This is a genomic window from Polynucleobacter sp. HIN11 (genome assembly GCF_030297675.1).
In the GTDB taxonomy this organism is placed as follows: Bacteria; Pseudomonadota; Gammaproteobacteria; order Burkholderiales; family Burkholderiaceae; genus Polynucleobacter.
Window position 1 is genome coordinate 890,793 of sequence record NZ_AP028142.1, and the last position, 21,159, is coordinate 911,951.

General features: G+C 50.1%; 23 protein-coding genes. 2 read left to right on the plus strand and 21 right to left on the minus strand.

All coding sequences use genetic code 11. From position 1 onward, the window contains the following. Positions 1-3: 3 nt before the first annotated feature. The 19 genes from folC to QUE60_RS04840 form a co-directional block, all read right to left on the minus strand. The gene (folC, locus tag QUE60_RS04750; protein ID WP_458574803.1) at positions 4-1,281 is read right to left on the minus strand and encodes a bifunctional tetrahydrofolate synthase/dihydrofolate synthase; all 1,278 of its coding nucleotides are present in this window, start codon (positions 1,279-1,281) and stop codon (positions 4-6) included. 30 nt (positions 1,282-1,311) lie between these two features. Then, positions 1,312-2,214: an acetyl-CoA carboxylase, carboxyltransferase subunit beta gene (gene accD / locus QUE60_RS04755; RefSeq protein WP_286222991.1), complete on the minus strand. Its 903-nt coding sequence runs from the start codon at positions 2,212-2,214 to the stop codon at positions 1,312-1,314. 19 nt (positions 2,215-2,233) lie between these two features. Continuing rightward, positions 2,234-3,034, minus strand: a complete 801-nt coding sequence (gene trpA, locus QUE60_RS04760; RefSeq protein ID WP_286227445.1) for a tryptophan synthase subunit alpha — start codon at positions 3,032-3,034, stop codon at positions 2,234-2,236. 3 nt (positions 3,035-3,037) lie between these two features. After that, positions 3,038-4,231 carry a tryptophan synthase subunit beta gene (gene trpB / locus QUE60_RS04765; RefSeq protein WP_108508454.1) on the minus strand — a complete coding sequence of 398 codons (1,194 nt, stop codon included), beginning with the start codon at positions 4,229-4,231 and terminating at the stop codon, positions 3,038-3,040. 31 nt (positions 4,232-4,262) lie between these two features. Next, positions 4,263-4,946 carry a phosphoribosylanthranilate isomerase gene (locus QUE60_RS04770; protein ID WP_286227446.1) on the minus strand — a complete coding sequence of 228 codons (684 nt, stop codon included), beginning with the start codon at positions 4,944-4,946 and terminating at the stop codon, positions 4,263-4,265. 2 nt (positions 4,947-4,948) lie between these two features. Then, positions 4,949-5,773, minus strand: a complete 825-nt coding sequence (truA, locus tag QUE60_RS04775; protein ID WP_286227447.1) for a tRNA pseudouridine(38-40) synthase TruA — start codon at positions 5,771-5,773, stop codon at positions 4,949-4,951. Next, positions 5,774-7,144 (minus strand): FimV/HubP family polar landmark protein, encoded by a 1,371-nt coding sequence (locus tag QUE60_RS04780; RefSeq protein ID WP_286227448.1) that lies wholly within the window; start codon positions 7,142-7,144, stop codon positions 5,774-5,776. A 12-nt stretch (positions 7,145-7,156) separates the two neighbouring features. Next, positions 7,157-8,320, minus strand: coding sequence for an aspartate-semialdehyde dehydrogenase (gene asd / locus QUE60_RS04785; protein WP_286227449.1), 1,164 nt, complete (start codon positions 8,318-8,320; stop codon positions 7,157-7,159). Between the two features lie 24 nt (positions 8,321-8,344). Further along, positions 8,345-9,415 (minus strand): 3-isopropylmalate dehydrogenase, encoded by a 1,071-nt coding sequence (gene leuB, locus QUE60_RS04790; RefSeq protein ID WP_286227485.1) that lies wholly within the window; start codon positions 9,413-9,415, stop codon positions 8,345-8,347. A 53-nt stretch (positions 9,416-9,468) separates the two neighbouring features. After that, complete coding sequence (leuD, locus tag QUE60_RS04795; RefSeq protein WP_286227450.1) at positions 9,469-10,116, minus strand: 3-isopropylmalate dehydratase small subunit; 648 nt, start codon at positions 10,114-10,116, stop codon at positions 9,469-9,471. Between the two features lie 2 nt (positions 10,117-10,118). Beyond that, positions 10,119-10,331: a hypothetical protein gene (locus tag QUE60_RS04800; RefSeq protein ID WP_286227451.1), complete on the minus strand. Its 213-nt coding sequence runs from the start codon at positions 10,329-10,331 to the stop codon at positions 10,119-10,121. Positions 10,332-10,352: 21 nt separating this feature from the next. Further along, the gene (leuC, locus tag QUE60_RS04805; RefSeq protein WP_286227486.1) at positions 10,353-11,762 is read right to left on the minus strand and encodes a 3-isopropylmalate dehydratase large subunit; all 1,410 of its coding nucleotides are present in this window, start codon (positions 11,760-11,762) and stop codon (positions 10,353-10,355) included. Positions 11,763-11,793: 31 nt separating this feature from the next. Continuing rightward, positions 11,794-13,107: a citrate synthase gene (gene gltA / locus QUE60_RS04810; RefSeq protein ID WP_286227452.1), complete on the minus strand. Its 1,314-nt coding sequence runs from the start codon at positions 13,105-13,107 to the stop codon at positions 11,794-11,796. Between the two features lie 31 nt (positions 13,108-13,138). After that, on the minus strand, positions 13,139-13,396 hold the full coding sequence (locus QUE60_RS04815) for a succinate dehydrogenase assembly factor 2 (RefSeq protein ID WP_286227453.1): 258 nt from the start codon (positions 13,394-13,396) through the stop codon (positions 13,139-13,141). Next, positions 13,393-14,097: a succinate dehydrogenase iron-sulfur subunit gene (locus tag QUE60_RS04820; RefSeq protein WP_286227454.1), complete on the minus strand. Its 705-nt coding sequence runs from the start codon at positions 14,095-14,097 to the stop codon at positions 13,393-13,395. The genes QUE60_RS04815 and QUE60_RS04820 overlap by 4 nt, the downstream gene beginning before the upstream one ends. A gap of 16 nt (positions 14,098-14,113) precedes the next feature. Beyond that, positions 14,114-15,889: a succinate dehydrogenase flavoprotein subunit gene (gene sdhA, locus QUE60_RS04825; protein WP_286227455.1), complete on the minus strand. Its 1,776-nt coding sequence runs from the start codon at positions 15,887-15,889 to the stop codon at positions 14,114-14,116. A gap of 3 nt (positions 15,890-15,892) precedes the next feature. Then, positions 15,893-16,258: a succinate dehydrogenase, hydrophobic membrane anchor protein gene (gene sdhD, locus QUE60_RS04830; protein ID WP_286226242.1), complete on the minus strand. Its 366-nt coding sequence runs from the start codon at positions 16,256-16,258 to the stop codon at positions 15,893-15,895. Positions 16,259-16,268: 10 nt separating this feature from the next. After that, a complete protein-coding gene (gene sdhC / locus QUE60_RS04835) occupies positions 16,269-16,694 on the minus strand; it encodes a succinate dehydrogenase, cytochrome b556 subunit (RefSeq protein ID WP_286226243.1) in 426 nt (141 codons plus the stop codon). 169 nt (positions 16,695-16,863) lie between these two features. Then, positions 16,864-17,598 carry a GntR family transcriptional regulator gene (locus QUE60_RS04840; protein WP_286226244.1) on the minus strand — a complete coding sequence of 245 codons (735 nt, stop codon included), beginning with the start codon at positions 17,596-17,598 and terminating at the stop codon, positions 16,864-16,866. A gap of 108 nt (positions 17,599-17,706) precedes the next feature. Here QUE60_RS04840 and QUE60_RS04845 point away from each other — a divergent pair, with 108 nt between their 5' ends. Together QUE60_RS04845 and QUE60_RS04850 are read left to right on the plus strand one after the other, a co-directional pair. Continuing rightward, on the plus strand, positions 17,707-18,696 hold the full coding sequence (locus QUE60_RS04845) for a malate dehydrogenase (RefSeq protein ID WP_286226245.1): 990 nt from the start codon (positions 17,707-17,709) through the stop codon (positions 18,694-18,696). A 37-nt stretch (positions 18,697-18,733) separates the two neighbouring features. Beyond that, a complete protein-coding gene (locus tag QUE60_RS04850; RefSeq protein WP_286226246.1) occupies positions 18,734-19,114 on the plus strand; it encodes a hypothetical protein in 381 nt (126 codons plus the stop codon). 10 nt (positions 19,115-19,124) lie between these two features. Here QUE60_RS04850 and QUE60_RS04855 read toward each other — a convergent pair whose 3' ends face one another. Both QUE60_RS04855 and yaaA read right to left on the minus strand, forming a co-directional pair. Beyond that, positions 19,125-20,336: a DUF2863 family protein gene (locus QUE60_RS04855; protein WP_286226247.1), complete on the minus strand. Its 1,212-nt coding sequence runs from the start codon at positions 20,334-20,336 to the stop codon at positions 19,125-19,127. 38 nt (positions 20,337-20,374) lie between these two features. Further along, positions 20,375-21,154, minus strand: coding sequence for a peroxide stress protein YaaA (gene yaaA, locus QUE60_RS04860; protein ID WP_286223011.1), 780 nt, complete (start codon positions 21,152-21,154; stop codon positions 20,375-20,377). Positions 21,155-21,159: the final 5 nt, after the last annotated feature.

The window sequence follows — 21,159 nt, forward strand, 5'->3', positions numbered from 1 at the left end:
GGATCAATGTGCCTGGTTATTTCGATAAGCCATTACGCCTGCAACGGTATAGAAGGATCCGAAGACTGTAATTCTATCACCCTCGCCTGCCTTATCCAACGCAGCTTGATAGGCAGCTCCTGGATTTGGGAACACTAAGGCTTCTTTGTTGAGTGCCTGCAAGCGTTTTACAAGATCGTGCGCTGAGGCAGCTCTTGGCGTTGGTAAATCGGTGCAATACCAATAATCAACGATATCTAACATTGGTTTGAGTACACCTTCAATGTCTTTATCGGCCATTGCTCCGAACACGGCATAGGTGTATGGGTGATATGCCATAGCTTCAATACTTTGAGCCAAGGTGGCTGCCGCATGCGGATTATGGGCAACATCTAATACCACGATGGGCCTGCCTGGCAGAACCTGAAAGCGTCCAGGTAACTCCACCAGCGCTAAGCCATTCCGAATATCCTGAGCGCTAACCGGTAATCGATCATGCAAGGCCATCAATGCAGCAATTACTGCTGAAGCATTGAGAAGTTGATTAGCACCACGTAATGCAGGATAGCCAAGACCACTAAAGCGCTTACCCCGTCCCGACCAACCCCATTGCTGTTGATCGCCCGTAAATGAATAATCCTTGCCCATCAGGTAGAGGTCAGCACCAATCTCCTTAGCATGATTGATCAAAGACGTGGGAGGCATCGGATCACCGCAGATTGCAATCGCCTTGGGTCGGAAGATACCTGCTTTCTCAAAAGCGATCGCCTCACGGGTATTACCTAAATAAGCCATGTGATCCAAATCAATACTGGTCACAATCGCGCAATCCGCATCGACAATATTGACCGCATCGAGTCGCCCGCCCATCCCGACCTCTAAGATCGCAGCATCAACCTTCGCATTGGCAAATAGATCCATGATTGCTAAAGTGGTGAACTCAAAATATGTGAGGGTTGGTGGATCACTCAATCGACAACGCGCCTGTTCAACTCGCTCAAAGGCGTTTAGTAAATCAGCATCACCGACATCAGCCCCATTAATTCTGGCGCGCTCGTTAAATCGCAAGAGATGGGGTGATGTATGACAGGCGACCTTATATCCGGCCGCCAGTAAGATACTTTCTAGAAATGCACAAGTGGATCCTTTGCCATTCGTTCCGCCCACCGTAATCACGGGGCATGGAAACTTCAGTCCCAGCGATTCCTTGACCCGGGTAATACGGCCAAGTCCCATATCGATTCCTACTGGATGTGCAGTCTCCAAGTGGGATAACCACTCGTCTAGGTTTGTAAATAGAATTGGTTGGCTCTGCTGGGGTTCAAGCACGACTTAGCTCGAACTATTAGTTTGCAGCAATTGCTTTGGTAGCTTCTCAGCCGGGATCTTTTGCAATAAGGCGAGTAATTTTGCGAGTTCGGCGCGCATCTGACGACGGTCAACAATCATGTCGATACCGCCTTTTTGCATCAGAAACTCAGAGCGCTGAAATCCTTCGGGCAATTTCTCACGCACGGTTTGCTCAATCACGCGCGGACCGGCAAAGCCAATCAAGGCCTTAGGTTCAGCCATCACCACATCGCCCATGAATGCAAAACTGGCTGAGATGCCGCCCATCGTAGGATCGGTTAAAACGCTAATGTAGGGCAAGCCCGCTTGCGAGAGCTTAGTTAGCATCGAGTTTGTTTTGGCCATTTGCAGGAGTGATAACAAGCTCTCCTGCATGCGCGCTCCGCCAGTTGCAGTAATGCAAATGAAGGCGCATTTTTTCTGGATGGCCTCTTGAACACCCCGCACAAAGCGCTCACCCACTACCGAGCCCATCGAGCCACCCATGTATTCAAACTCAAAACACGCCACCACTGCAGGAATGGATTCAATCTTGCCGGCAATTACTACTAGGGCTTCGGACTCACCCGATGCATCACTGGCTTGCTTTAAACGATCGGGGTATTTTTTACTATCTTTGAACTTGAGAGCATCAACCGGATACACTGATTCACCAATTTCAACGCGAGGCTTAGGATCTAATAAATGATCAAGGCGTTTGCGCGCATTGATGCGCATATGGTGGGAGCACTTTGGGCAAACCGAAAGATTGGCTTCAATATCGCTGCTGTAAAGAACCGCATCGCACCCGCCACATTTGACCCATAAACCCTCGGGGACGGTCTTCCGACTGGCCGGATCGCTTTGTTGGATCTGGGGCGGAAGTATTTTGTCAATCCAGCTCATAGCGGTATTGTAACGACCTTCAATCGCGGTCTAAAGCCTGGCGGATTTCGTGGATAAAGCGCTCAAGCACCACCAACTCTTCACCCTTTTTTGCCTCTTCAAGTAATTGAACAATCCGACTACCAATCACGACTGCATCAGCTGTTTTAGAAACCGCTTTGGCACTCGCCGCATCCCGAATCCCAAACCCAACGGCAACCGGAATCGAGGTCGCTTGCCGAATCAGGGGCAATACACTCGCTACATCTTGCGTATTTAAGTTACTTGCACCGGTGACGCCACGCAGCGATACGTAATAGATGTAACCCGCTGCAATTTGTGCGGCATGATGAATACGTTCTTGACTTGAGGTGGGTGCCAACAAGAAGATTGGATCAATACTCTCACTGCGCATTTGTTTAGCAAACTCTTCGCATTCTTCAGGTGGATAATCCACAATCAATACACCATCAACGCCAGCTGCTTTAGCAGCTTTTGCAAATACCGCGTGACCCATTTGCTCAACTGGATTGGCGTAACCCATCAACACCACGGGAGTGTTTTGATTCTTTTGTCGAAACTGCTGCACATTGGCTAAGCATTGCTTGAGTGTTACGCCTTGTGCAAGGGCGCGCTCGGACGAACGCTGAATCACAGGGCCATCAGCCATTGGGTCTGAGAAAGGAACGCCCAACTCAATGACATCAGCCCCGCCCTTCACCAAGGCATGCATGACGTCCACGGTTAAATCAGGATGCGGGTCGCCCGCTGTAACAAAGGGGATCAGCCCTTTTTTATTTTTGGCCTTGAGTTCTGCAAATACGCCAGCAATCTTTGACATGAATTAGCCTTCCGAACCGGTTGCTTGAGCAACGGTATGCATGTCTTTATCGCCCCGACCCGAGAGATTAATCAAGATCACTTTATCTTTACTTAAGGTCGGTGCCAATTTGCAGGCATACGCCACTGCATGAGAAGACTCAAGTGCAGGAATAATGCCCTCAATGCGGCAGCAGTCATGGAAGGCCTTTAACGCATCCTCATCCGAAATCGCCACATACTCTGCTCGACCCGAATCTTTTAACCACGCATGCTCTGGTCCAACACCGGGGTAGTCCATACCAGCTGACACTGAATGGGTCTCGGCAATCTGACCGTTCTCATCTTGCAAGAGATAGGTACGATTGCCATGGAGTACGCCCGGTTTGCCGGCGCATAGTGCCGCGGAGTGATCACCGGTATTCATGCCGCGACCTGCAGCCTCAACGCCGACCAAACGTACGTTAGGCACATCAATATACGGATAGAAGATGCCCATGGCATTTGATCCACCACCCACGCACGCTAATACATAGTCGGGCTGGCGACCAATCATCTCTGGCATTTGGACTTTGCACTCTTCTCCAATCACACTCTGAAAATCCCGCACCATCATGGGATAAGGATGAGGGCCGGCGACTGTACCAATGATGTAGAAGGTGTTTTCCACATTGGTAACCCAATCGCGCATGGCTTCATTGAGCGCATCTTTGAGCGTTTTACTACCTGACTCGACTGGCACCACTTTGGCGCCGAGCAACTTCATGCGATATACATTTTGGGCTTGGCGCGCAACATCGACAGAGCCTTGATAAACCGTGCAGTCCAGACCAAAGCGAGCACAAATGGTAGCGGTTGCCACGCCGTGTTGACCCGCACCAGTTTCGGCAATGATGCGAGGCTTACCCATGCGCTTAGCCAACATCGCTTGGCCAATCACATTGTTAATCTTATGAGCTCCGGTATGGTTCAGATCTTCGCGCTTGAGATAAATCTGCGCCCCACCCAATTGCTCACTTAAGCGTTTGGCATGATAGACCGGGGATGGACGACCCACAAAGTGTTTGAGCTCGTAGTGGAACTCTTCAATAAATGCTGGGTCATGCTGATATTTTGCATAGGCTTCTTTGAGCTCGTTTAATGCATACATCAATGTCTCAGAAACAAAGATGCCGCCATAGGGGCCAAAGTGGCCACGTTCATCTGGTTTGTCGTACATAGGTACCTCGACTTGGTTTAACGCCAGGGCGTTAGGAATGACTGCTTGGATTTGTTTGATCGGCGCAACGCACTGCATCCGCAAACTGCCTGATTAATACCGGGTCTTTTACCCCTTTACGAACCTCGACTCCGCTCGAGATATCAACCGCGCAGGGGCGCAGACGAGCAATCGCCTCGCCAACGTTGTGCGAGTTCAATCCACCACTCAAAACGACCCGATGCGCGTTTACGTTTGCCCATGTGTCCGGTATAAGCTTCCAATTAAAGGCGGTGCCACTACCGCCGTAGCCATCGACTAATGCATCCAGCAAAAAGCCGGCACCATCCCCATATTGTAGGGAAAATTCTGGGAAATTGAAGGACTGGCCAATTCGGGCGGCTTTGATCCAGGGTAGACCTCCCGAAAGCCGCCGACACTGCTCGGGGGTCTCATCCCCATGAAATTGCCAGAGGGTAATGGCAGCATTTGCCCGAATCTCCTCCATCTGATTGGGGGTGGGATTAACCACCAGCCCTACAGCATCCATGGAGGCAGGCAATTGGGTAATGAGGGTGCCGGCATCTTCTGGGCTAATCGCTCTAGGGCTTTGTGGGTAAAAGACAAAACCCACGGCATCGACCTCGGCCGCCACCGCGGCCTCAATATCGGCAGGTGTGCGCAAGCCACAGATCTTGATCCGGGTGTGTTTGGGAGTGAAGGTTAGTAAGCCCATAGTTAAGATTGGAGCATAAGCTCTTTTGGAAAACCGGCATTGTGCAAATGCGGTGCTGGGATTGCAAATTCTCCTGGGTAGGCCACCCGCACCAAGTACAGGCCATCAGGGGCAAAGGTTGGCGCTGCTAAGTCCCGATTTCTACCGGCAAGGACAGCATTCATCCAATCGCTGGGTTGCCGCCCTAGGCCAATATGCAAAAGACTCCCAACAATATTGCGCACCATGTGATGTAAAAAGGCATTGGCCCTGACCTTGAAATACACAAAGGGTTGCTGATCTAGGATGGCGCATTCGTAAAGATGCTTCACAGGGGTCTTGCTTTGACACTCCGATGCCCGAAATGACGAGAAATCATGCTCACCTACCAAGTACTGTGCAGCGATTTGCATTTGTTCGATATCAAACCACTGACCGGCTGGCAGCATTTGATAGCCATAGCGCTGATACAAGATGGGTGAACGCGTTGGCCCAGCCAGTAAGGCATAAATATAAGTACGCTCTTGGGCACTAAAGCGCGCATCGAAATCATTCATGACGGGCTTTGCCCAGTTCACCACCACATCGGGCGGCAAAAAGGTATTAATCCCTCGTACCCAAGACCAATCCTCGCGCTCCACCTGAGCATCAAAGTGCACCACCTGCCCGAGCGCATGCACACCAGTATCGGTTCGCCCTGCCGCAGTGACTCTCACTGCTTGTCTGTTCCCAATGAACTGACAAATCGCGGATTCGAGGACGACTTGAACGGTCGGTTGGTTGGGTTGAACTTGCCATCCGCAATAGGCGCGGCCGTCATACTGCACGCCTAGAGCAATCCGAGTCATTTAACGATCGTGACGTTGATTGATTTGCGCCATCAGGCCACGAGCGGCGATGGTAATCTGCGGATCAACCTGACTACTCACCAGCAGAATCTCTTCCAAAGCTTTGCGCGCTGCTACAAAATCCTCAATGGTGATGTAAGCCTTCACCAAATTGAGTTTTACCCGCAAGGCCTCAGCATCGTGCTGTTTAGGTGAGTCTAGATTTAGGTCAAGACTCGACAGAATAGCGGCCGCTTTGGGCGGAATCGCTGAGGTGCTCGAAGCTAGCTTGGTCTCTTTGGCATCAAGGGATGATTCATGAGATTGCGATTCAGCACGGCGGGTGTAGCGGGCTAGAGACCAAAGCAGCAAGCCCGTGATACCGATTAAGCCAACGCCTACAAGGGCTGGACCCCATTGATCCATGCCTGACTTTGGTTTGGCAGAATCACTCGGGCTCACACTCTCCTTGCGAGCCTCTAAGAGCTTTTGGAGGTCAGCAATATTTTTCTCAAGCTCTGCCACGCGCGCCTTACTTTGTGCCAAGGCCTTTTCTTGGGCAACCATCTCCTCCACATAACGCCTTGTATCTGCCTCGCTACCTGCGCCTGGGCCAATCCGCAAGCGATCCTCGCCAACTCCCTGTGTTGGGTTTGAGGCCTGAGTCGCCGCGCGACTTGGCGTGGCGCTTTGACCCGATCCACCCTGCTGCTCGAGCCATACACGATTTGCCTCTTGTGCAAACTCCTTTGCTTGTGCGGGAGTAATTGAACCTAACAAAGCAGCATCGGGCTTATTGAGTTGTGCGCCAGCTTTTAGGCGATGGATACTGCCCCCAATAAATGCATCTGGATTGGCTTTGTATAAAGCAAGCAAGGCTTCGTCCATATCGGCGCTACCCAATTGCGGTCTGATCTGCGAGGCGATCTCACTCAAACTTTGGCCTGGTCGTACCGTTACCTGGCTGACGTCGCCGACCATTAAGCTGTAGGTCTTGGCAATACCCCCGTTCGTCCATTTGAGCCCTAAGATGATGTCTACAAATGGATCCTTCCCAGTCTCAATGGGGTTCTCGGTTTGCACCACAATCAGAAATTGCTCGGGCTGATTGCGCTTGAGGGTAATGGATGGCTTGTAATCCAAAATCCGTGTAGCGATGCCCAAACGCTCGTAGTCGGCTTTAGTCACTGGATCAATCGCTAGCGAGTCTAGGTAGGCTCGATCCTCAATACCCGTTCGCACCGGAATCTCCGCACGCAAGGGCTCCTTGGGTTTTGACAAAATAATGGGTGATCCCAGAGTTACTGCGTGTGCGGCGGGCCACATGAAAAAGATCACGATGGCCAGCACCAGCCAGTTAAATAGGGTTTGCAGGACGCAACGCCAAGGCATCTTAGATCTATCTTAGGTATTGAGCAGAATGCGTAACATGCGACGTAGAGGTTCAGCGGCACCCCATAGCAACTGATCACCGACCGTGAATGCACCGAGATACTCGGGGCCCATTGCTAATTTATGCAAGCGTCCAATCGGAATCGTCATGGTGCCACTCACTGCTGCTGGGGATAACTCACGCTCGGTGATCTCCCGCTCATTAGGAACTACTTTCACCCACTGATTATCAGCCGCCAACATCTTCTCAATCTCAGCCAGCGGAATATCCTTCTTTAACTTGACAGTTAAACCCTGTGAGTGGCAACGCATCGCGCCAACTCGTACACAAATGCCATCAATCGGAATACTGCCCGGTGACCGAAATGGCGGATTGCCCATAATCTTGTTGCACTCGGCTCCTGCCTTCCACTCTTCTTTGGTTTGACCGTGCTCAACCGGCACATCAATCCAAGGAATCAAGCTGCCAGCTAAAGCAGTGTTCCGAAAGTTCGTTTTGGGAAACTCGGCCGAACGAATGGTCTGCGCTACCTTGCGATCAATATCCAAAATCCATGAGGCCGGATCAGCAAGTTCGCTAGCTACGCTGTGATGCAAAGTGCCCATTTGTTCGAGGAGCTCACGCATATTGGCAGCTCCTGCACCAGATGCTGCTTGATAGGTCATAGCGCTAATCCATTCAACATTCCCGCTTTTGAGAAGCCCGCCCATGGCCAGCATCATCAAGCTAACCGTGCAATTACCACCGATCCAGTTCTTACCGCCTGAGCCCAGCGCCTTATCGATCACCGGTCGATTAATGGGATCCAACACAATCACCGCGTCGTTTTCCATACGCAGTGCACTCGCCGCATCAATCCAATGCCCCTGCCAACCCGCTGCGCGCAGTTGGGGATAAATCGCCTTGGTGTAATCACCACCCTGACAGGTCAAAATCACATCACAACGGGCCAAGGCCTTCACATCATTGGCATCTTGCAAACGAGTCTCACTTTTAGTAACTCGTTGACCATTGATCAATGGCACCTCACCACCGGCATTACTCGTGCTAAAGAAGATAGGTTCGATGTGAGTAAAGTCGTTCTCGTCTTGCATGCGTTGCATCAGCACACTACCAACCATGCCACGCCAGCCGACCAAACCTACTACAGGATTTACTAAAGGGGTATATGCCATATTCAAGTTCTTTTGATGATTTAATTAACGAAGAGCCGCAACCACGGCATCACCCATTTCCGAGGTGGATACACGTTTCATTCCAGCTGTATCAATATCAGCCGTGCGATAGCCTTGAGCCAGAACTGTTTGCACAGCCTTCTCAATGCGCTCCGCTTCATTTGCTAAGTTAAGAGAAAAGCGCAACATCATCGCTGCCGACAAAATGGTGGCCAAGGGATTAGCAATATTCTTTCCGGCAATGTCAGGGGCTGAACCATGACTAGGCTCATACAAGCCTTTATTGTTCTTATCAAGCGATGCCGATGGCAACATCCCAATCGAGCCCGTGAGCATGGCAGCCTCATCAGAGAGAATGTCTCCAAACAAATTACCAGTCACGATCACATCAAAGGATTTGGGGGCACGTACTAATTGCATAGCAGCGTTATCCACATACATATGACTTAACTCTACATCGCTATATTCCTTGGCGATGCGTGTCATGACCTCGCGCCATAACTGGGATGTTTCCAATACATTGGATTTATCCACACTGCATACCTTGCGATTGCGCTTGCGAGCCGCTGCAAATGCTACGTGCGCAATTCGCTCAATCTCGGGTTCGCTGTAGCGCATGGTATCAAAGCCTTCGCGTGCCCCAGTAAAGAGGCCATCAGGAGCATTACGAATACCCTTGGGTGAGCCAAAATAGATATCACCATTAAGTTCCCGCACGATCAAAATATCGAGGCCGCCCACAATTTCAGGTTTTAGACTCGAGGCAGCGGTTAACTCCTTGTAGCAAATCGCTGGGCGGAAGTTTGCAAAGAGGCTTAAATGTTTACGCAAACCCAAGATCGCTTGCTCGGGTCTTAACTCTCGCGCTAGAGTGTCGTATTTCCAGTCGCCCACCGCTCCAAATAAGATGGCATCTGCTGCTTTGGCTAAATCTAGAGTGGCTGGGGGCAACGGGTGACCCGCCACGTCATAGGCGGCCCCACCAACCGGTGCAGTTTCCATCTCGAGGGGTAACTTGAGCGCCTGTAGCACTTTTAATGCTTGCGCAACGATTTCCGGACCAATGCCATCGCCCGGGAGAACAGCAATTTTCATCATGAACCTTTATGTAATGGCGCTAGCCCATTGAGCGCCAGGAATGCGTCAGACTACGGGAGCTGGGTCGCAAGCCATGGCATGCGCAATATGCGTTCTGCCTCAAAAGCTTTTATTTTATCGGCATGCCGTAAGGTCAGGCCAATATCGTCTAGACCATTGAGCAAACAATACTTCCGAAATGGAGTGACCTCAAAGCGGTAGCGACGCCCATCTGGGGCAATCACTTCTTGGCTCTCAAGGTCAATAGTGAGCTGATAACCTGAGAATGCCTTAGTCTCATTGAATAGATGATCGACCTCTTGCTCCGACAAAACCACGGGTAAGAGGCCATTCTTAAAGCAGTTATTGAAGAAGATATCGGCAAAACTTGGGGCAATAATGGCCCTAAATCCGTATTGCGCCAACGCCCATGGTGCATGCTCACGGGAGCTTCCGCAACCAAAGTTCTTACGAGCCAGCAAAATACCGGCGCCTTTGTAACGCGGTTGATTTAGAACGAAGTCAGGGTTTAGAGGCCGCTTGGAACAGTCTTGACCGGGCTCACCCTGATCGAGATAGCGCCACTCATCAAAGAGGTTCTGACCAAAACCGGTCTTCTTAATTGACTTCAGAAACTGCTTAGGAATAATCGCGTCGGTATCGACGTTCTCGCGATCCAATGGGGCAACTAGCCCCTGGTAAACCGTAAATGCATCCATGATTATTTGACCGGTGTGACTGTAACATCTTTGTTATTGGAATTTGTGCTTGGAGCACTCGATGAATTGGGTGCGGTCTCCACAGGCTTTGCCTGAGGATCCATTTTCTTCCCCATCTCCTGCAAATCTTTACCAACGCCTGTCCAAGTATTGGAGCACGCTGCTAGCGTGATCGCTGATAGAAGAATTAATCCAGAGCGCATCAGTGAGTTCATATTCATATATTCTAGGAAAGATCAGGCAATCTTGCGCACATCCACAAAGTGCCCTTCAATCGCCGCGGCTGCAGCCATTGCAGGACTAACTAAATGGGTTCGACCACCCGCACCCTGACGCCCCTCAAAATTACGGTTGGAGGTTGAGGCGCAGCGCTCTTCGGGCTCAAGACGATCGGCATTCATCGCGAGACACATCGAGCAACCAGGCTCACGCCACTCAAAGCCAGCGGCCTTAAAGACGCGATCAAGACCTTCGCGCTCTGCTTGTGCTTTTACCAACCCAGAGCCGGGAACGACTAAGGCTTGCTTCACGTTAACTGCGACCTTTTTGCCTAAACGTTCAACCACTTTAGCTGCAGCCCGTAAGTCCTCAATACGGCTATTAGTGCACGAGCCAATGAAGACTTTGTCTACATAGATCGTATCAAGTGGCAAATTGGGTTCAAGCCCCATGTATTGCAAGGCGCGTTCCATCGCTTGACGCTTGATGGGGTCACGCTCGCGCTCTGGATCAGGCACACGACTGCCAATCGGCAGAACCATTTCTGGGGAGGTGCCCCAACTGACTTGGGGGGCGATCTCTTCAGCCCGCAACTCAACCACGCGATCAAAATGAGCGCCGGGATCTGAATGTAAGGTACGCCAATATTGCAACGCTTGGCGCAAAGCCTCACCTTTGGGGGCGTAGGGTCGACCTTGGATGTATTCAATAGTGGTCTCATCAACCGCCACGAGGCCAGCACGCGCACCGGCTTCAATGGCCATATTGCAAATGGTCATGCGACCTTCCATCGATAGCTGACGAATGGCTTCACCCGCAAACTCAATGGTGTAACCGGTACCACCAGCGGTGCCAATCTTGCCAATCACAGCCAAGATGATGTCTTTAGCAGTACTACCAGGTTGTAGGCGACCATCAACCCGTACCAACATATTCTTACTCTTTTTCATGAGCAAGGTTTGGGTTGCGAGCACATGCTCAACCTCGGATGTACCAATCCCAAAGGCCAATGCTCCAAACGCACCATGCGTGCTGGTATGAGAGTCACCACACACCACGGTCATCCCAGGTAAGGTAGCGCCCTGCTCAGGACCAATCACATGTACGATGCCTTGCCGTTGGTCATTCATTTTGTATTGAGTAATACCAAAGCGATCGCAATTTTGATCCAAGGTATCCACTTGCAACTTCGATACCGGATCGGCAATCCCTTCGGAACGATCCGTAGTTGGGACATTGTGATCGGAAACTGCAAGGTTAGCTGAAACACGCCAGACTGGGCGCGCGGCGAGACTTAAGCCCTCAAAAGCTTGCGGGCTCGTAACCTCATGAAGCAACTGTCGATCGATATAGATGGTTGCCGTGCCGTCTTCTTCCGAATGAACGACGTGTTCATCCCACAACTTGTCATAAAGCGTACGCATAATTCCCTTTAAAGCAAAAAAAGCAATATAACGCTTATTTTCGCTCAGAAATAGGAGGAACGGCTCGAGGGGTTGCGCCGATGAATAACTGACGTGGGCGACCAATCTTGTATTCCGGATCGGTAATCATTTCTTCCCACTGGGCGATCCAACCCACGGTTCGAGCAAGCGCAAAGATACAGGTAAACATCTCGGTTGGGATGCCGAGCGCCCGCTGAACAATACCGGAGTAGAAATCCACATTCGGGTAGAGCTTGCGACCCACAAAGTAATCATCCTCAAGCGCAATCTTCTCAAGGGTCATCGCAAGTTTAAAGAGTGGATCGTTCTCTAATCCAAGCTCTTTAAGAACCTCATGACAGGTCTCGCGCATGAGCTTAGCGCGGGGATCAAAATTCTTATAGACGCGGTGACCAAAACCCATCAGACGAACGTTGGAGTTTTTATCTTTCACTTGGGCAATAAATTCACCGATCTTCTCGACGCCACCACTAGCCTGAATGGAGCTCAACATCTCAAGGCAGGCTTCATTAGCGCCGCCATGGGCAGGACCCCAAAGGCAAGCAATCCCCGCGGAGATAGCTGCAAACGGATTAGTCCCCGAGGACCCAGCCAAGCGAACGGTAGAGGTCGAGGCATTTTGCTCATGATCGGCGTGCAAGATGAAGATACGATCGAGTGCGCGAACCAAGACCGGATTGACTTTATAAGGCTCGCATGGCGTTGCAAACATCATGCGCATGAAGTTTGCCGTGTACGACAGGCTGTTATCTGGGTACATAAACGGTTGACCAATCGAGTACTTGTACGACATGGCCACCAAGGTTGGCATCTTGGCAATCAACCGAATTTGGGCAATCTCGCGCGCTTTAGCATCACCATAATCAATTTCATCATGGTAGAAAGCGGCCATGGCACCGACCAAGCCGGTTAAAACGGCCATGGGGTGTGCGTCACGCCGGAATCCTCGCAAGAAGAACTGCATTTGCTCGTGCACCATGGTGTGATGCATCACCATGTCTTGGAACTCACGATTCTGCTTCTGATTGGGCAATTCGCCATTAATTAAGAGTTGGCAAACTTCTAGGAAGTCACATTTAGTAGCTAATTCTTCAATGGGGTAACCACGATAGAGCAATTCGCCTTTATCGCCATCAATGAAGGTGATCTTTGAGCTGCAAGAGGCGGTCGATAAAAAGCCCGGGTCGTAAGTGAACTTTCCAGTTTGACCATAGAGCTTACGAATATCAATCACATCGGGACCTTGGGTACCCTTATAGATTGGCAGCTCGATGTCGGGCGTACCGTCTGAGAAAGAAAGTTTGGCTTTGATGTTCGATTCAATCATGGTTTATTTCCAATCTGTCAATGCAACTCAATTATCGTTGACGCAACATACCCAATACCGCTCGAGCAGGCTCAGAATCCATCGCGGGATTTAACTCTTTGCGAGCCAACAACAAATCCAGCAAATCATTGTCATCCAATTGCAAGAGCGCGGATAACGCCCTACCCTGCTCATCATTTAGTTCATGAGCGTATCGATGAAAGAAACGCTCCAGAATTAAATCGTTTTCCAACAAACCGCGTCGCGCTGCACTGCGAAGCTGATAAATCTGCTTAGCGTCAAGGCTCATACCGCCCGACGCACCATCAATTCTTTAATCTTGCCAATCGCTTTCGTTGGATTGAGATGCTTTGGACAAACGTCAACGCAGTTCATGATGGTATGGCAACGGAACAAGCGATACGGATCTTCCAAATTATCTAAACGCTCAGCGGTTGCTTGATCACGGCTATCGGCAATAAATCGATAGGCTTGAAGTAGGCCAGCAGGTCCAACAAATTTATCGGGGTTCCACCAAAACGATGGGCACGAGGTTGAGCACGACGCACACAGAATGCACTCATACAAACCATCAAGCTCCTCACGCTCTGCTGGACTTTGCAAACGCTCTTTCTCAGGCGGCGGCATGTCGTTAATCAAATAAGGCTTGATCGAGAGGTATTGCTTAAAGAACAAAGTCATGTCAACAATGAGATCGCGCACCACTGGCAGTCCTGGTAATGGACGCAAAGTAATCTTCTGGGGCAAGGAACGCATATTGGTTAGACATGCAAGGCCATTCTTACCATTGATGTTCATGGCATCGGAGCCACAAACGCCCTCACGGCAGGAACGACGATACGAAATGCTCTCATCTTGTTTTTTAAGCGAGATCAGGGCATCTAAAAGCATGCGCTCACCCTTGAGCTCCAACTCATAGCGCTGCATCCGAGGAGCCTGATCAACGTCTGGATCGTAACGATAGATTTCAAAGATACGGGTATCACTCATAGTCTTTATCCATGTATTAGAACGTACGCTCTTTGGGTGGAACCGACTCCACTGTTAGAGGTTTAAGTTGCACTGGCTTGTAATCCAACTGATTGCCTTCGTACCACAGGGTATGTTTCATCCAATTGGCATCATCACGCTTGGGATAATCATCATGAGCATGCGCACCACGACTCTCTTTACGAGCGGCTGCAGAAATCATGGTGGAGTTCGCCGTCTGAATTAAGTTGTCAATTTCTAGCGCTTCAATCCGCGCAGTATTGAAGATCTTTGATTTATCTTTCACCCAGAGGTGTTTCGCACGCTCGGTGAGCTCTGCCATCTTGCGCACACCCTCATCAAGCAACTCTTGATTGCGGAACACGCCTGCATAGGTTTGCATAGTCTTGCGAATATCGTTTGCAAGATCTTGCGCATACTCACCTGAGCTGCTGTTATCAAGCTTGGCAATGCGCTCGAGCGTGAACTCACCAGCATCGGCAGGCAAAGGTTTGTGCTCGCGGGCTTTCAGATTGGCCTGCACGACGTGATTGCCTGCAGCACGACCAAAGACCAATAAATCTAATAGCGAATTAGTTCCCAGACGATTTGCACCGTGCACTGATACGCACGAGCACTCGCCAATCGCGTAGAGGCCGTTCACAATCGTATTGGGATTGCCATTCTTCGGAACCACCACTTGACCATGAATATTCGTGGGAATACCACCCATTTGATAATGAATCGTTGGCACCACAGGAATGGGTTCTTTGGTCACATCCACGTTCGCAAAGTTCATACCAATTTCGTAGACCGAGGGTAAGCGCTTCATGATGGTCTCTGCACCAATGTGCGTGAGATCCAACACCACGTAATCACCATCTGGACCACAACCGCGGCCTTCTTTGATTTCCTGATCCATCGAGCGCGATACAAAATCGCGTGGGGCCAAATCCTTCAGTGTGGGTGCATAGCGTTCCATGAAACGCTCACCATTTTTGTTGCGCAGAATACCGCCTTCACCACGACAGCCCTCGGTGAGCAAAACGCCTGCGCCCGCAACGCCGGTTGGATGGAACTGCCAGAACTCCATATCCTCGAGAGGCAAGCCGGCGCGCGCCGCCATACCCATACCGTCACCGGTATTGATGTATGCGTTGGTTGAGGCGGCCCAAATACGACCTGCTCCACCAGTAGCCATCAAGGTAATTTTTGCTTCGAGGATATAAACCTCACCCGTTTCCATTTCCAGTGCGGTAACACCGACTACATCACCTTCTGCGTCCCGAATCAAATCAAGCGCGAGCCACTCGACAAAAAAATGGGTCTTTGCTCTGACGTTTCGTTGATACAAGGTATGCAACATGGCATGGCCGGTGCGGTCAGCTGCGGCGCAAGCGCGTTGCACAGGCTTCTCGCCATAGTTCGCGGTGTGGCCGCCAAAGGGGCGTTGGTAAATCGTGCCATCGGCATTGCGATCAAATGGCATACCAAAGTGCTCAAGCTCATACACTACCTTGGGTGCCTCACGGCACATGAACTCAATCGCGTCTTGATCACCCAACCAATCAGAGCCTTTTACCGTATCGTAGAAGTGATAGTGCCAGTTATCCTCGCTCATATTGCCAAGCGATGCACCAATACCACCCTGGGCAGCAACGGTATGCGAACGGGTTGGGAATACTTTTGATAAGACTGCAACGCTAAGTCCTGCTTCTGAGAGTTGCAAAGCCGCACGCATCCCAGAGCCGCCGGCCCCCACGATCACAGCATCAAAACGCCTGCGGGGAAGTGATTTTTTAATGGCTGTCATTTCTTACACTTTCCATAAGATCTGAATGGCATACGCAGCACTGCCCACGAGCCATAAAACAGTAATTACTTGTAGGCCCAAGCGAATACCAACGGGCTTTACATAATCCATCCAAATATCACGCACACCGATCCAGGCGTGATAGAAAAGGCTTAAAAATGCCAGAAGGGTCAGCACCTTCATCAAAGGGTTAGCAAACAATCCTGCCCAACCGTCATAACTGGGATTGCCGTTTAGTAGATAAACAATCAATAGAACAACGGTGAATGCAACCATCACAATCGCGGTGACGCGCTGAATAATCCACTCTTTGAGACCGTAATGAGCGCCAACGACCAGCCGCTTGGGACCAATATTATTTTTTGACATAGTGTGTGCCCTAAAAGAGACCAAATAAACGCAGACCCAAAATCGCAGTCAGCATCAGACTAATCACCATGACCGATACCGCCGAACGATTGGCGGCTCCCTTATCGACCCCGATCTCAAGATCAAGAAGTAAATAACGAATCCCGGCGAAGAAATGGTGCAAATATCCCCAAATCAAACCCAAGCAAATTAATTTCACAAGGGGATTGCCGAGCAAGTTCGAAAAATAAGCAAAGCTAACTTCGGAAGCTAGACTTTTATCGAACAAATAGAGAATAAAGGGAAGAAACAGAAATAAAGCAGCACCAGAAATGCGGTGAAGGATGGAAACTTTGCCGGGCCAAGGAAGCCGGTATTGGGCAAGTTGCGTAATCCCGATATTCCGAAACACTGGCCGCTGCTGGGCTGGATTTGAGTCCTGGTGTGAGTCACTCATAGCTGGTTGTAATCCTGAGTAATGAAGGGCCAAATTGTTAAATTGTTGTATTGCAACATATTCTATTAGAAACGTCAGACATAGTGGACACTTTTTTACATCAACCAGTCTAACCTATTGATTTTAGGTAATTTTATGAATATATCTTTAGGTGTTTATCCTTAAAGGATTAGCTTAATTCGTTCACATAGTGCAACTTCGTGGTCTCGTAATATGCCATGCGGACCTCAACCGGCTTATTGCCATATGTGAAGCTGCGACGCTCAACCGATAAAAGTGCTTCACCAGGGTCAAGATCGAGATGTTTAGCCAACTCAGCACTGGCATTCACAGCCTTAATTTGCTCCTGGGCCCAGACCATGTGGGTATTGAATTCGCTTTCGTAAAACCCATACAAGGGACCATGCCAAGCACTCAAGCGCTCGAGGCTAATGCCCTCAAAACGCTTTGGTAGCAGGTAAATGGTTTCAAACACGGTTGGTTGCCCACCAAAGCGCTGAATTCTTTTGACTTCGATCACCGAGTCGCTTGGCTTGAGTTCCAAAAGCGAAGCGATATGCGTGTCGACCTTGCGTGATTCGCAGCTTAGAAAAGTGCTCTTCAGAATTAGCTCTTTGCCATCATCAGGAGCGAGGCGCAAGAACCGAAACTGCACGGCATCTTCGCGATGGCTGGCCACAAAGGTACCCTTTCCTTGATGTCGCACCACCACATTCTCAGCTGCCAAGGCATCAATGGCTTTGCGCACCGTTCCTTGACTCACCTTATAGCGCTCAGCTAAGTCCATTTCACTGGGGATCGGATGCCCAGGTTGCCACTCACCGGCTTGCAAGCTCTGCAATAAGAGATCTTTAATCTGTTGATATAGAGGACTAAAACTGGCGGATTGCTCTACGGATCGCATCGTGACTAATCTTGATTCTTTTATCTTATAAAAGACTTGGCTCTAGTGTAAATGTAAACTAATGGTTTGTAAGCAAGTTCATCATTAACCCTTTATCCGGAGTTTGTAATGGCAAAAGCCCCTATGCGTGTCGCTGTCACTGGTGCAGCAGGTCAAATTGGTTATTCCCTACTGTTTCGTATTGCCAATGGCGATATGTTGGGCAAAGATCAGCCCGTCATTTTGCAGTTACTGGAGATCCCGGATGAGAAGGCACAAAAGGCCCTCAAAGGAGTCATGATGGAACTGGAAGACTGTGCATTCCCTCTGTTGGCTGGGATGAGTGCACACAGCGATCCAATGACCGCCTTCAAAGACATTGATGTGGCTCTGCTTGTCGGTGCTCGCCCACGTGGTCCCGGTATGGAGCGTAAAGATTTACTCTCCGCCAATGCACAAATTTTTACAGCACAAGGCAAGGCTCTCGATCAAGTGGCAAAGCGTACCGTCAAGGTATTAGTTGTTGGCAACCCTGCCAATACCAATGCCTACATTGCGATGAAGTCCGCACCCAGCCTACCAGCCAAGAACTTCACTGCCATGTTGCGCCTTGATCACAACCGCGCCCTCTCCCAATTGGCAAGCAAGACTAACAAGGCGGTAGCCGATATTGAGAAACTCATTGTGTGGGGTAACCACAGCCCAACCATGTACCCCGACTATCGCTTTGCAACGGTCAATGGTCAGTCGGTTAAAGATCTGATTAATGATCCTGCTTGGAATAAAGATGTCTTTATTCCAACGGTGGGTAAACGCGGTGCTGCCATCATTGAGGCACGCGGCTTATCGTCAGCCGCCTCCGCAGCTAATGCGGCGATTGATCATGTGCGCGACTGGGTCTTGGGTACCAACGGTAAATGGGTCACCATGGGCATTCCCTCCGCTGGAGATTACGAGATCCCTGCTGAGATCATTTATGGCTTCCCTGTGACCTGTGCCAATGGTGAATACACCCTAGTTAAGGGCTTAGAAGTTGATGCGTTCTCCCGCGAGCGCATGACCTTAACATTAAATGAGTTGCTCGAGGAACAAGCGGGCGTCAAGCATCTTTTGGGTTAATATCATTTTATTGAGGAAGTTAACGATAGGAGATCGCATGCGCAAATTACCAAGCTCATTACTTGCAACATTGTTCGTGAGTATGGCGCTTGGTGTTGCGCATGAAGTTCGTGCGCAAGAAAGTGCATTGACTGTGCCGCATGTCTGGACCTGCAGTAACAACGAACGCTTCATTACAAGTGGCCCGGTCGAGAAGCTCGAGGTGCAATGGCGCTCCAAATCCTATGCCATGCAAAAAGAGCAGTCTTTGCCAGGTAGCATGCGATTTAAGAACCACGACAGTGGTCTTGATTTAGTGGTCATCGGCCCTAAAGCGATGCTGTTTAATATCAAAACGGGGGTTCGGGTGGCAGACGAGTGCAAGACCGTGGCCATGAAAGAAGGCAAGGAAGCGCATCTTCTCGCCCTCGAGAAGTAACCAATACCGATCAATGAAATAAGGGTTGCTGCGAAGGACTATCTTCGGGCATCTCGGCGTGAACCACCTCACCCTGCCGATCGGGAAATAGTGGCACGCCACAATCATCACATAACTCGGGTGTAAATAAGACAGCGTGTCGAAATACATCCTCTACGCCAGCGTCATGCAAAGCATCGCAGATCCGTTTAATCGGACTCTCCTCGTCCGAGACATCATTGAGTGCGTCACTGGCCACACTTTCCCGATCGTACAAGGGCCAAATTACCCCATAGATAATCTCCGATGACCCCTTGAGGCTAAATGAGATGCGGTACTCATCGGCCTGCTCCTCACCAAAGGCGCCGACCACACATGACAAGCCAGCTGGCAGCACGCCAAGGGTAGATTCTAAAAAGTTCACCGCTGCACGAATACTCAAGGGCCGCACATGCTTATCCGCCAAGCGGCAATTCGTGAAATACGCCTCCGGCAAGAGGAGTTCAAACTCACAACCGGGCAAGAGCTGACATAAGGGATCGTACATGGCGCTTTGCCATTCTGCTAAAGCCACGCCGCGCTCTTGGCGTTGAGGACCATCCATTTGCCACCGAAAGATCGGTTGCTGATGTGGCGCAATGATGACCGCCAAAATGAAACGAGGATCGGCCAGAACAGCAATGGTCTCTGACATATCACGCAGCTCGAGTTTCATTTCGCCACCGGATACGGCGGCATTCGCTAGGGTTTCAAGTAAGGTACGAGTTTGGGTATGCGAATGGGGCATCTGATCAATGCTATAGAGCCAGGGCACGATGGCAAATTGCGTGCCCTCGGCAGCTACGGCTCGTTGTAATGCGCCCGCCGATGCTTCAATTAAGGAAACGGGCAAGGGTCCTGAAGGAATTTGATAACGAGTATGAGCCACAATGGGCATGGCAATCAATAATGCATCCCAATGCGTACCCTCATGCTCAAAACTCATGGACTCGGCCAAGGTCTCGGCGGTATCGGCTAACACCTCAAAGGCAACCGTATTGATCCGAAAGGTTTGATCAAGCGCCGCATCAATCACCGATTGATGATGACTTTTCAAAAGCTTGAGAAGACGGGCTCGTAACCGCTCTTCCCAAAATCGATCTTCAACCTGACTACCCGATGCCGCCAACGAGATGGAATCGGCTACTAAGCGCTCGGTCTCGGGCGAGGTCCGTTGAGATGTTTTGGAACGATGAACCGCCATTGAATGATCACTCCTGCTAAATGAATTTACTTCAGAATTTACTTCGCTTGTTCCGCACGACGAAATACGGGTTTATCCGGCTTCGATTCGGCAGCACTGTAGCGATAGCCTTCGGATTTAAAGTGCTTGAGCTCTGCAGGATCGGTGATGCGATTCTCCACCACAAAGCGCGCCATGAGTCCTCGTGCTCGCTTGGCATAAAAAGAGATGATTTTGTACTTGCCATCCTTCTCATCCTGAAAAACCGGTGAAATCACTGGACACCCCAAAGCATCGGCTTGCAATACTTTGAAATATTCTTCCGATGCTAAGTTCAGTAAGAATGGTTTTTTCTGTTGAGACAGTGTTTTCTCAAGGGCTTTAGTAATGCGATCGCCCCAAAATGCATACAAATCTTTACCACGGGCATTTTTCAAAGCAGTACCCATTTCCAGGCGATAGGGTTGCATTAAGTCCAAGGGTCGTAACACACCGTACAGACCAGACAAAATCCGCACATGCTCTTGCGCAAAGTCTAGGGCCTTCGCATCCAAGGATTTTGCATCAAAGCCCTCGTACACATCCCCATTAAAAGCGAGGAGTGCTGGCCGACTGTTCTCGGTCGTGAATGTTTTGGACCAATCGCGATAACGTCCCACATTCAGTGCTGCTAATGGGTCTGAGATTCCCATTAGTTTTCCAACTTGCTGGGGAGAAAGTTTTTTGAGATCCGCTATCAGCTTGGCGGACTCCCCCACAAAATCAGGCAGGGTGTGTTTTTTAACTTTCAGCGGTGATTCGTAATCGAGAGATTTGGCAGGCGATAAAACAATTAACATAAATG

Bases quoted from the DNA above. Each gene is read 5' to 3' on its own strand.
- truA (WP_286227447.1), bottom strand. From the start codon at position 5,773: ATGACTCGGATTGCTCTAGGCGTGCAGTATGACGGCCGCGCCTATTGC.
- sdhC (WP_286226243.1), bottom strand. From the start codon at position 16,694: ATGAGTGACTCACACCAGGACTCAAATCCAGCCCAGCAGCGGCCAGTG.
- accD (WP_286222991.1), bottom strand. From the start codon at position 2,214: ATGAGCTGGATTGACAAAATACTTCCGCCCCAGATCCAACAAAGCGAT.
- trpB (WP_108508454.1), bottom strand. From the start codon at position 4,231: ATGTACGACAAACCAGATGAACGTGGCCACTTTGGCCCCTATGGCGGC.
- yaaA (WP_286223011.1), bottom strand. From the start codon at position 21,154: ATGTTAATTGTTTTATCGCCTGCCAAATCTCTCGATTACGAATCACCG.
- gltA (WP_286227452.1), bottom strand. From the start codon at position 13,107: ATGATTGAATCGAACATCAAAGCCAAACTTTCTTTCTCAGACGGTACG.
- QUE60_RS04850 (WP_286226246.1), top strand. From the start codon at position 18,734: ATGCGCAAATTACCAAGCTCATTACTTGCAACATTGTTCGTGAGTATG.
- leuD (WP_286227450.1), bottom strand. From the start codon at position 10,116: ATGGATGCATTTACGGTTTACCAGGGGCTAGTTGCCCCATTGGATCGC.
- leuB (WP_286227485.1), bottom strand. From the start codon at position 9,415: ATGAAAATTGCTGTTCTCCCGGGCGATGGCATTGGTCCGGAAATCGTT.
- sdhD (WP_286226242.1), bottom strand. From the start codon at position 16,258: ATGTCAAAAAATAATATTGGTCCCAAGCGGCTGGTCGTTGGCGCTCAT.
- QUE60_RS04815 (WP_286227453.1), bottom strand. From the start codon at position 13,396: ATGAGCCTTGACGCTAAGCAGATTTATCAGCTTCGCAGTGCAGCGCGA.
- QUE60_RS04800 (WP_286227451.1), bottom strand. From the start codon at position 10,331: ATGAACTCACTGATGCGCTCTGGATTAATTCTTCTATCAGCGATCACG.
- QUE60_RS04845 (WP_286226245.1), top strand. From the start codon at position 17,707: ATGGCAAAAGCCCCTATGCGTGTCGCTGTCACTGGTGCAGCAGGTCAA.
- QUE60_RS04820 (WP_286227454.1), bottom strand. From the start codon at position 14,097: ATGAGTGATACCCGTATCTTTGAAATCTATCGTTACGATCCAGACGTT.
- QUE60_RS04780 (WP_286227448.1), bottom strand. From the start codon at position 7,144: ATGCCTTGGCGTTGCGTCCTGCAAACCCTATTTAACTGGCTGGTGCTG.
- QUE60_RS04855 (WP_286226247.1), bottom strand. From the start codon at position 20,336: ATGGCGGTTCATCGTTCCAAAACATCTCAACGGACCTCGCCCGAGACC.
- QUE60_RS04770 (WP_286227446.1), bottom strand. From the start codon at position 4,946: ATGGGCTTACTAACCTTCACTCCCAAACACACCCGGATCAAGATCTGT.
- sdhA (WP_286227455.1), bottom strand. From the start codon at position 15,889: ATGACAGCCATTAAAAAATCACTTCCCCGCAGGCGTTTTGATGCTGTG.
- QUE60_RS04840 (WP_286226244.1), bottom strand. From the start codon at position 17,598: ATGCGATCCGTAGAGCAATCCGCCAGTTTTAGTCCTCTATATCAACAG.
- asd (WP_286227449.1), bottom strand. From the start codon at position 8,320: ATGGCATATACCCCTTTAGTAAATCCTGTAGTAGGTTTGGTCGGCTGG.
- trpA (WP_286227445.1), bottom strand. From the start codon at position 3,034: ATGTCAAAGATTGCTGGCGTATTTGCAGAACTCAAGGCCAAAAATAAA.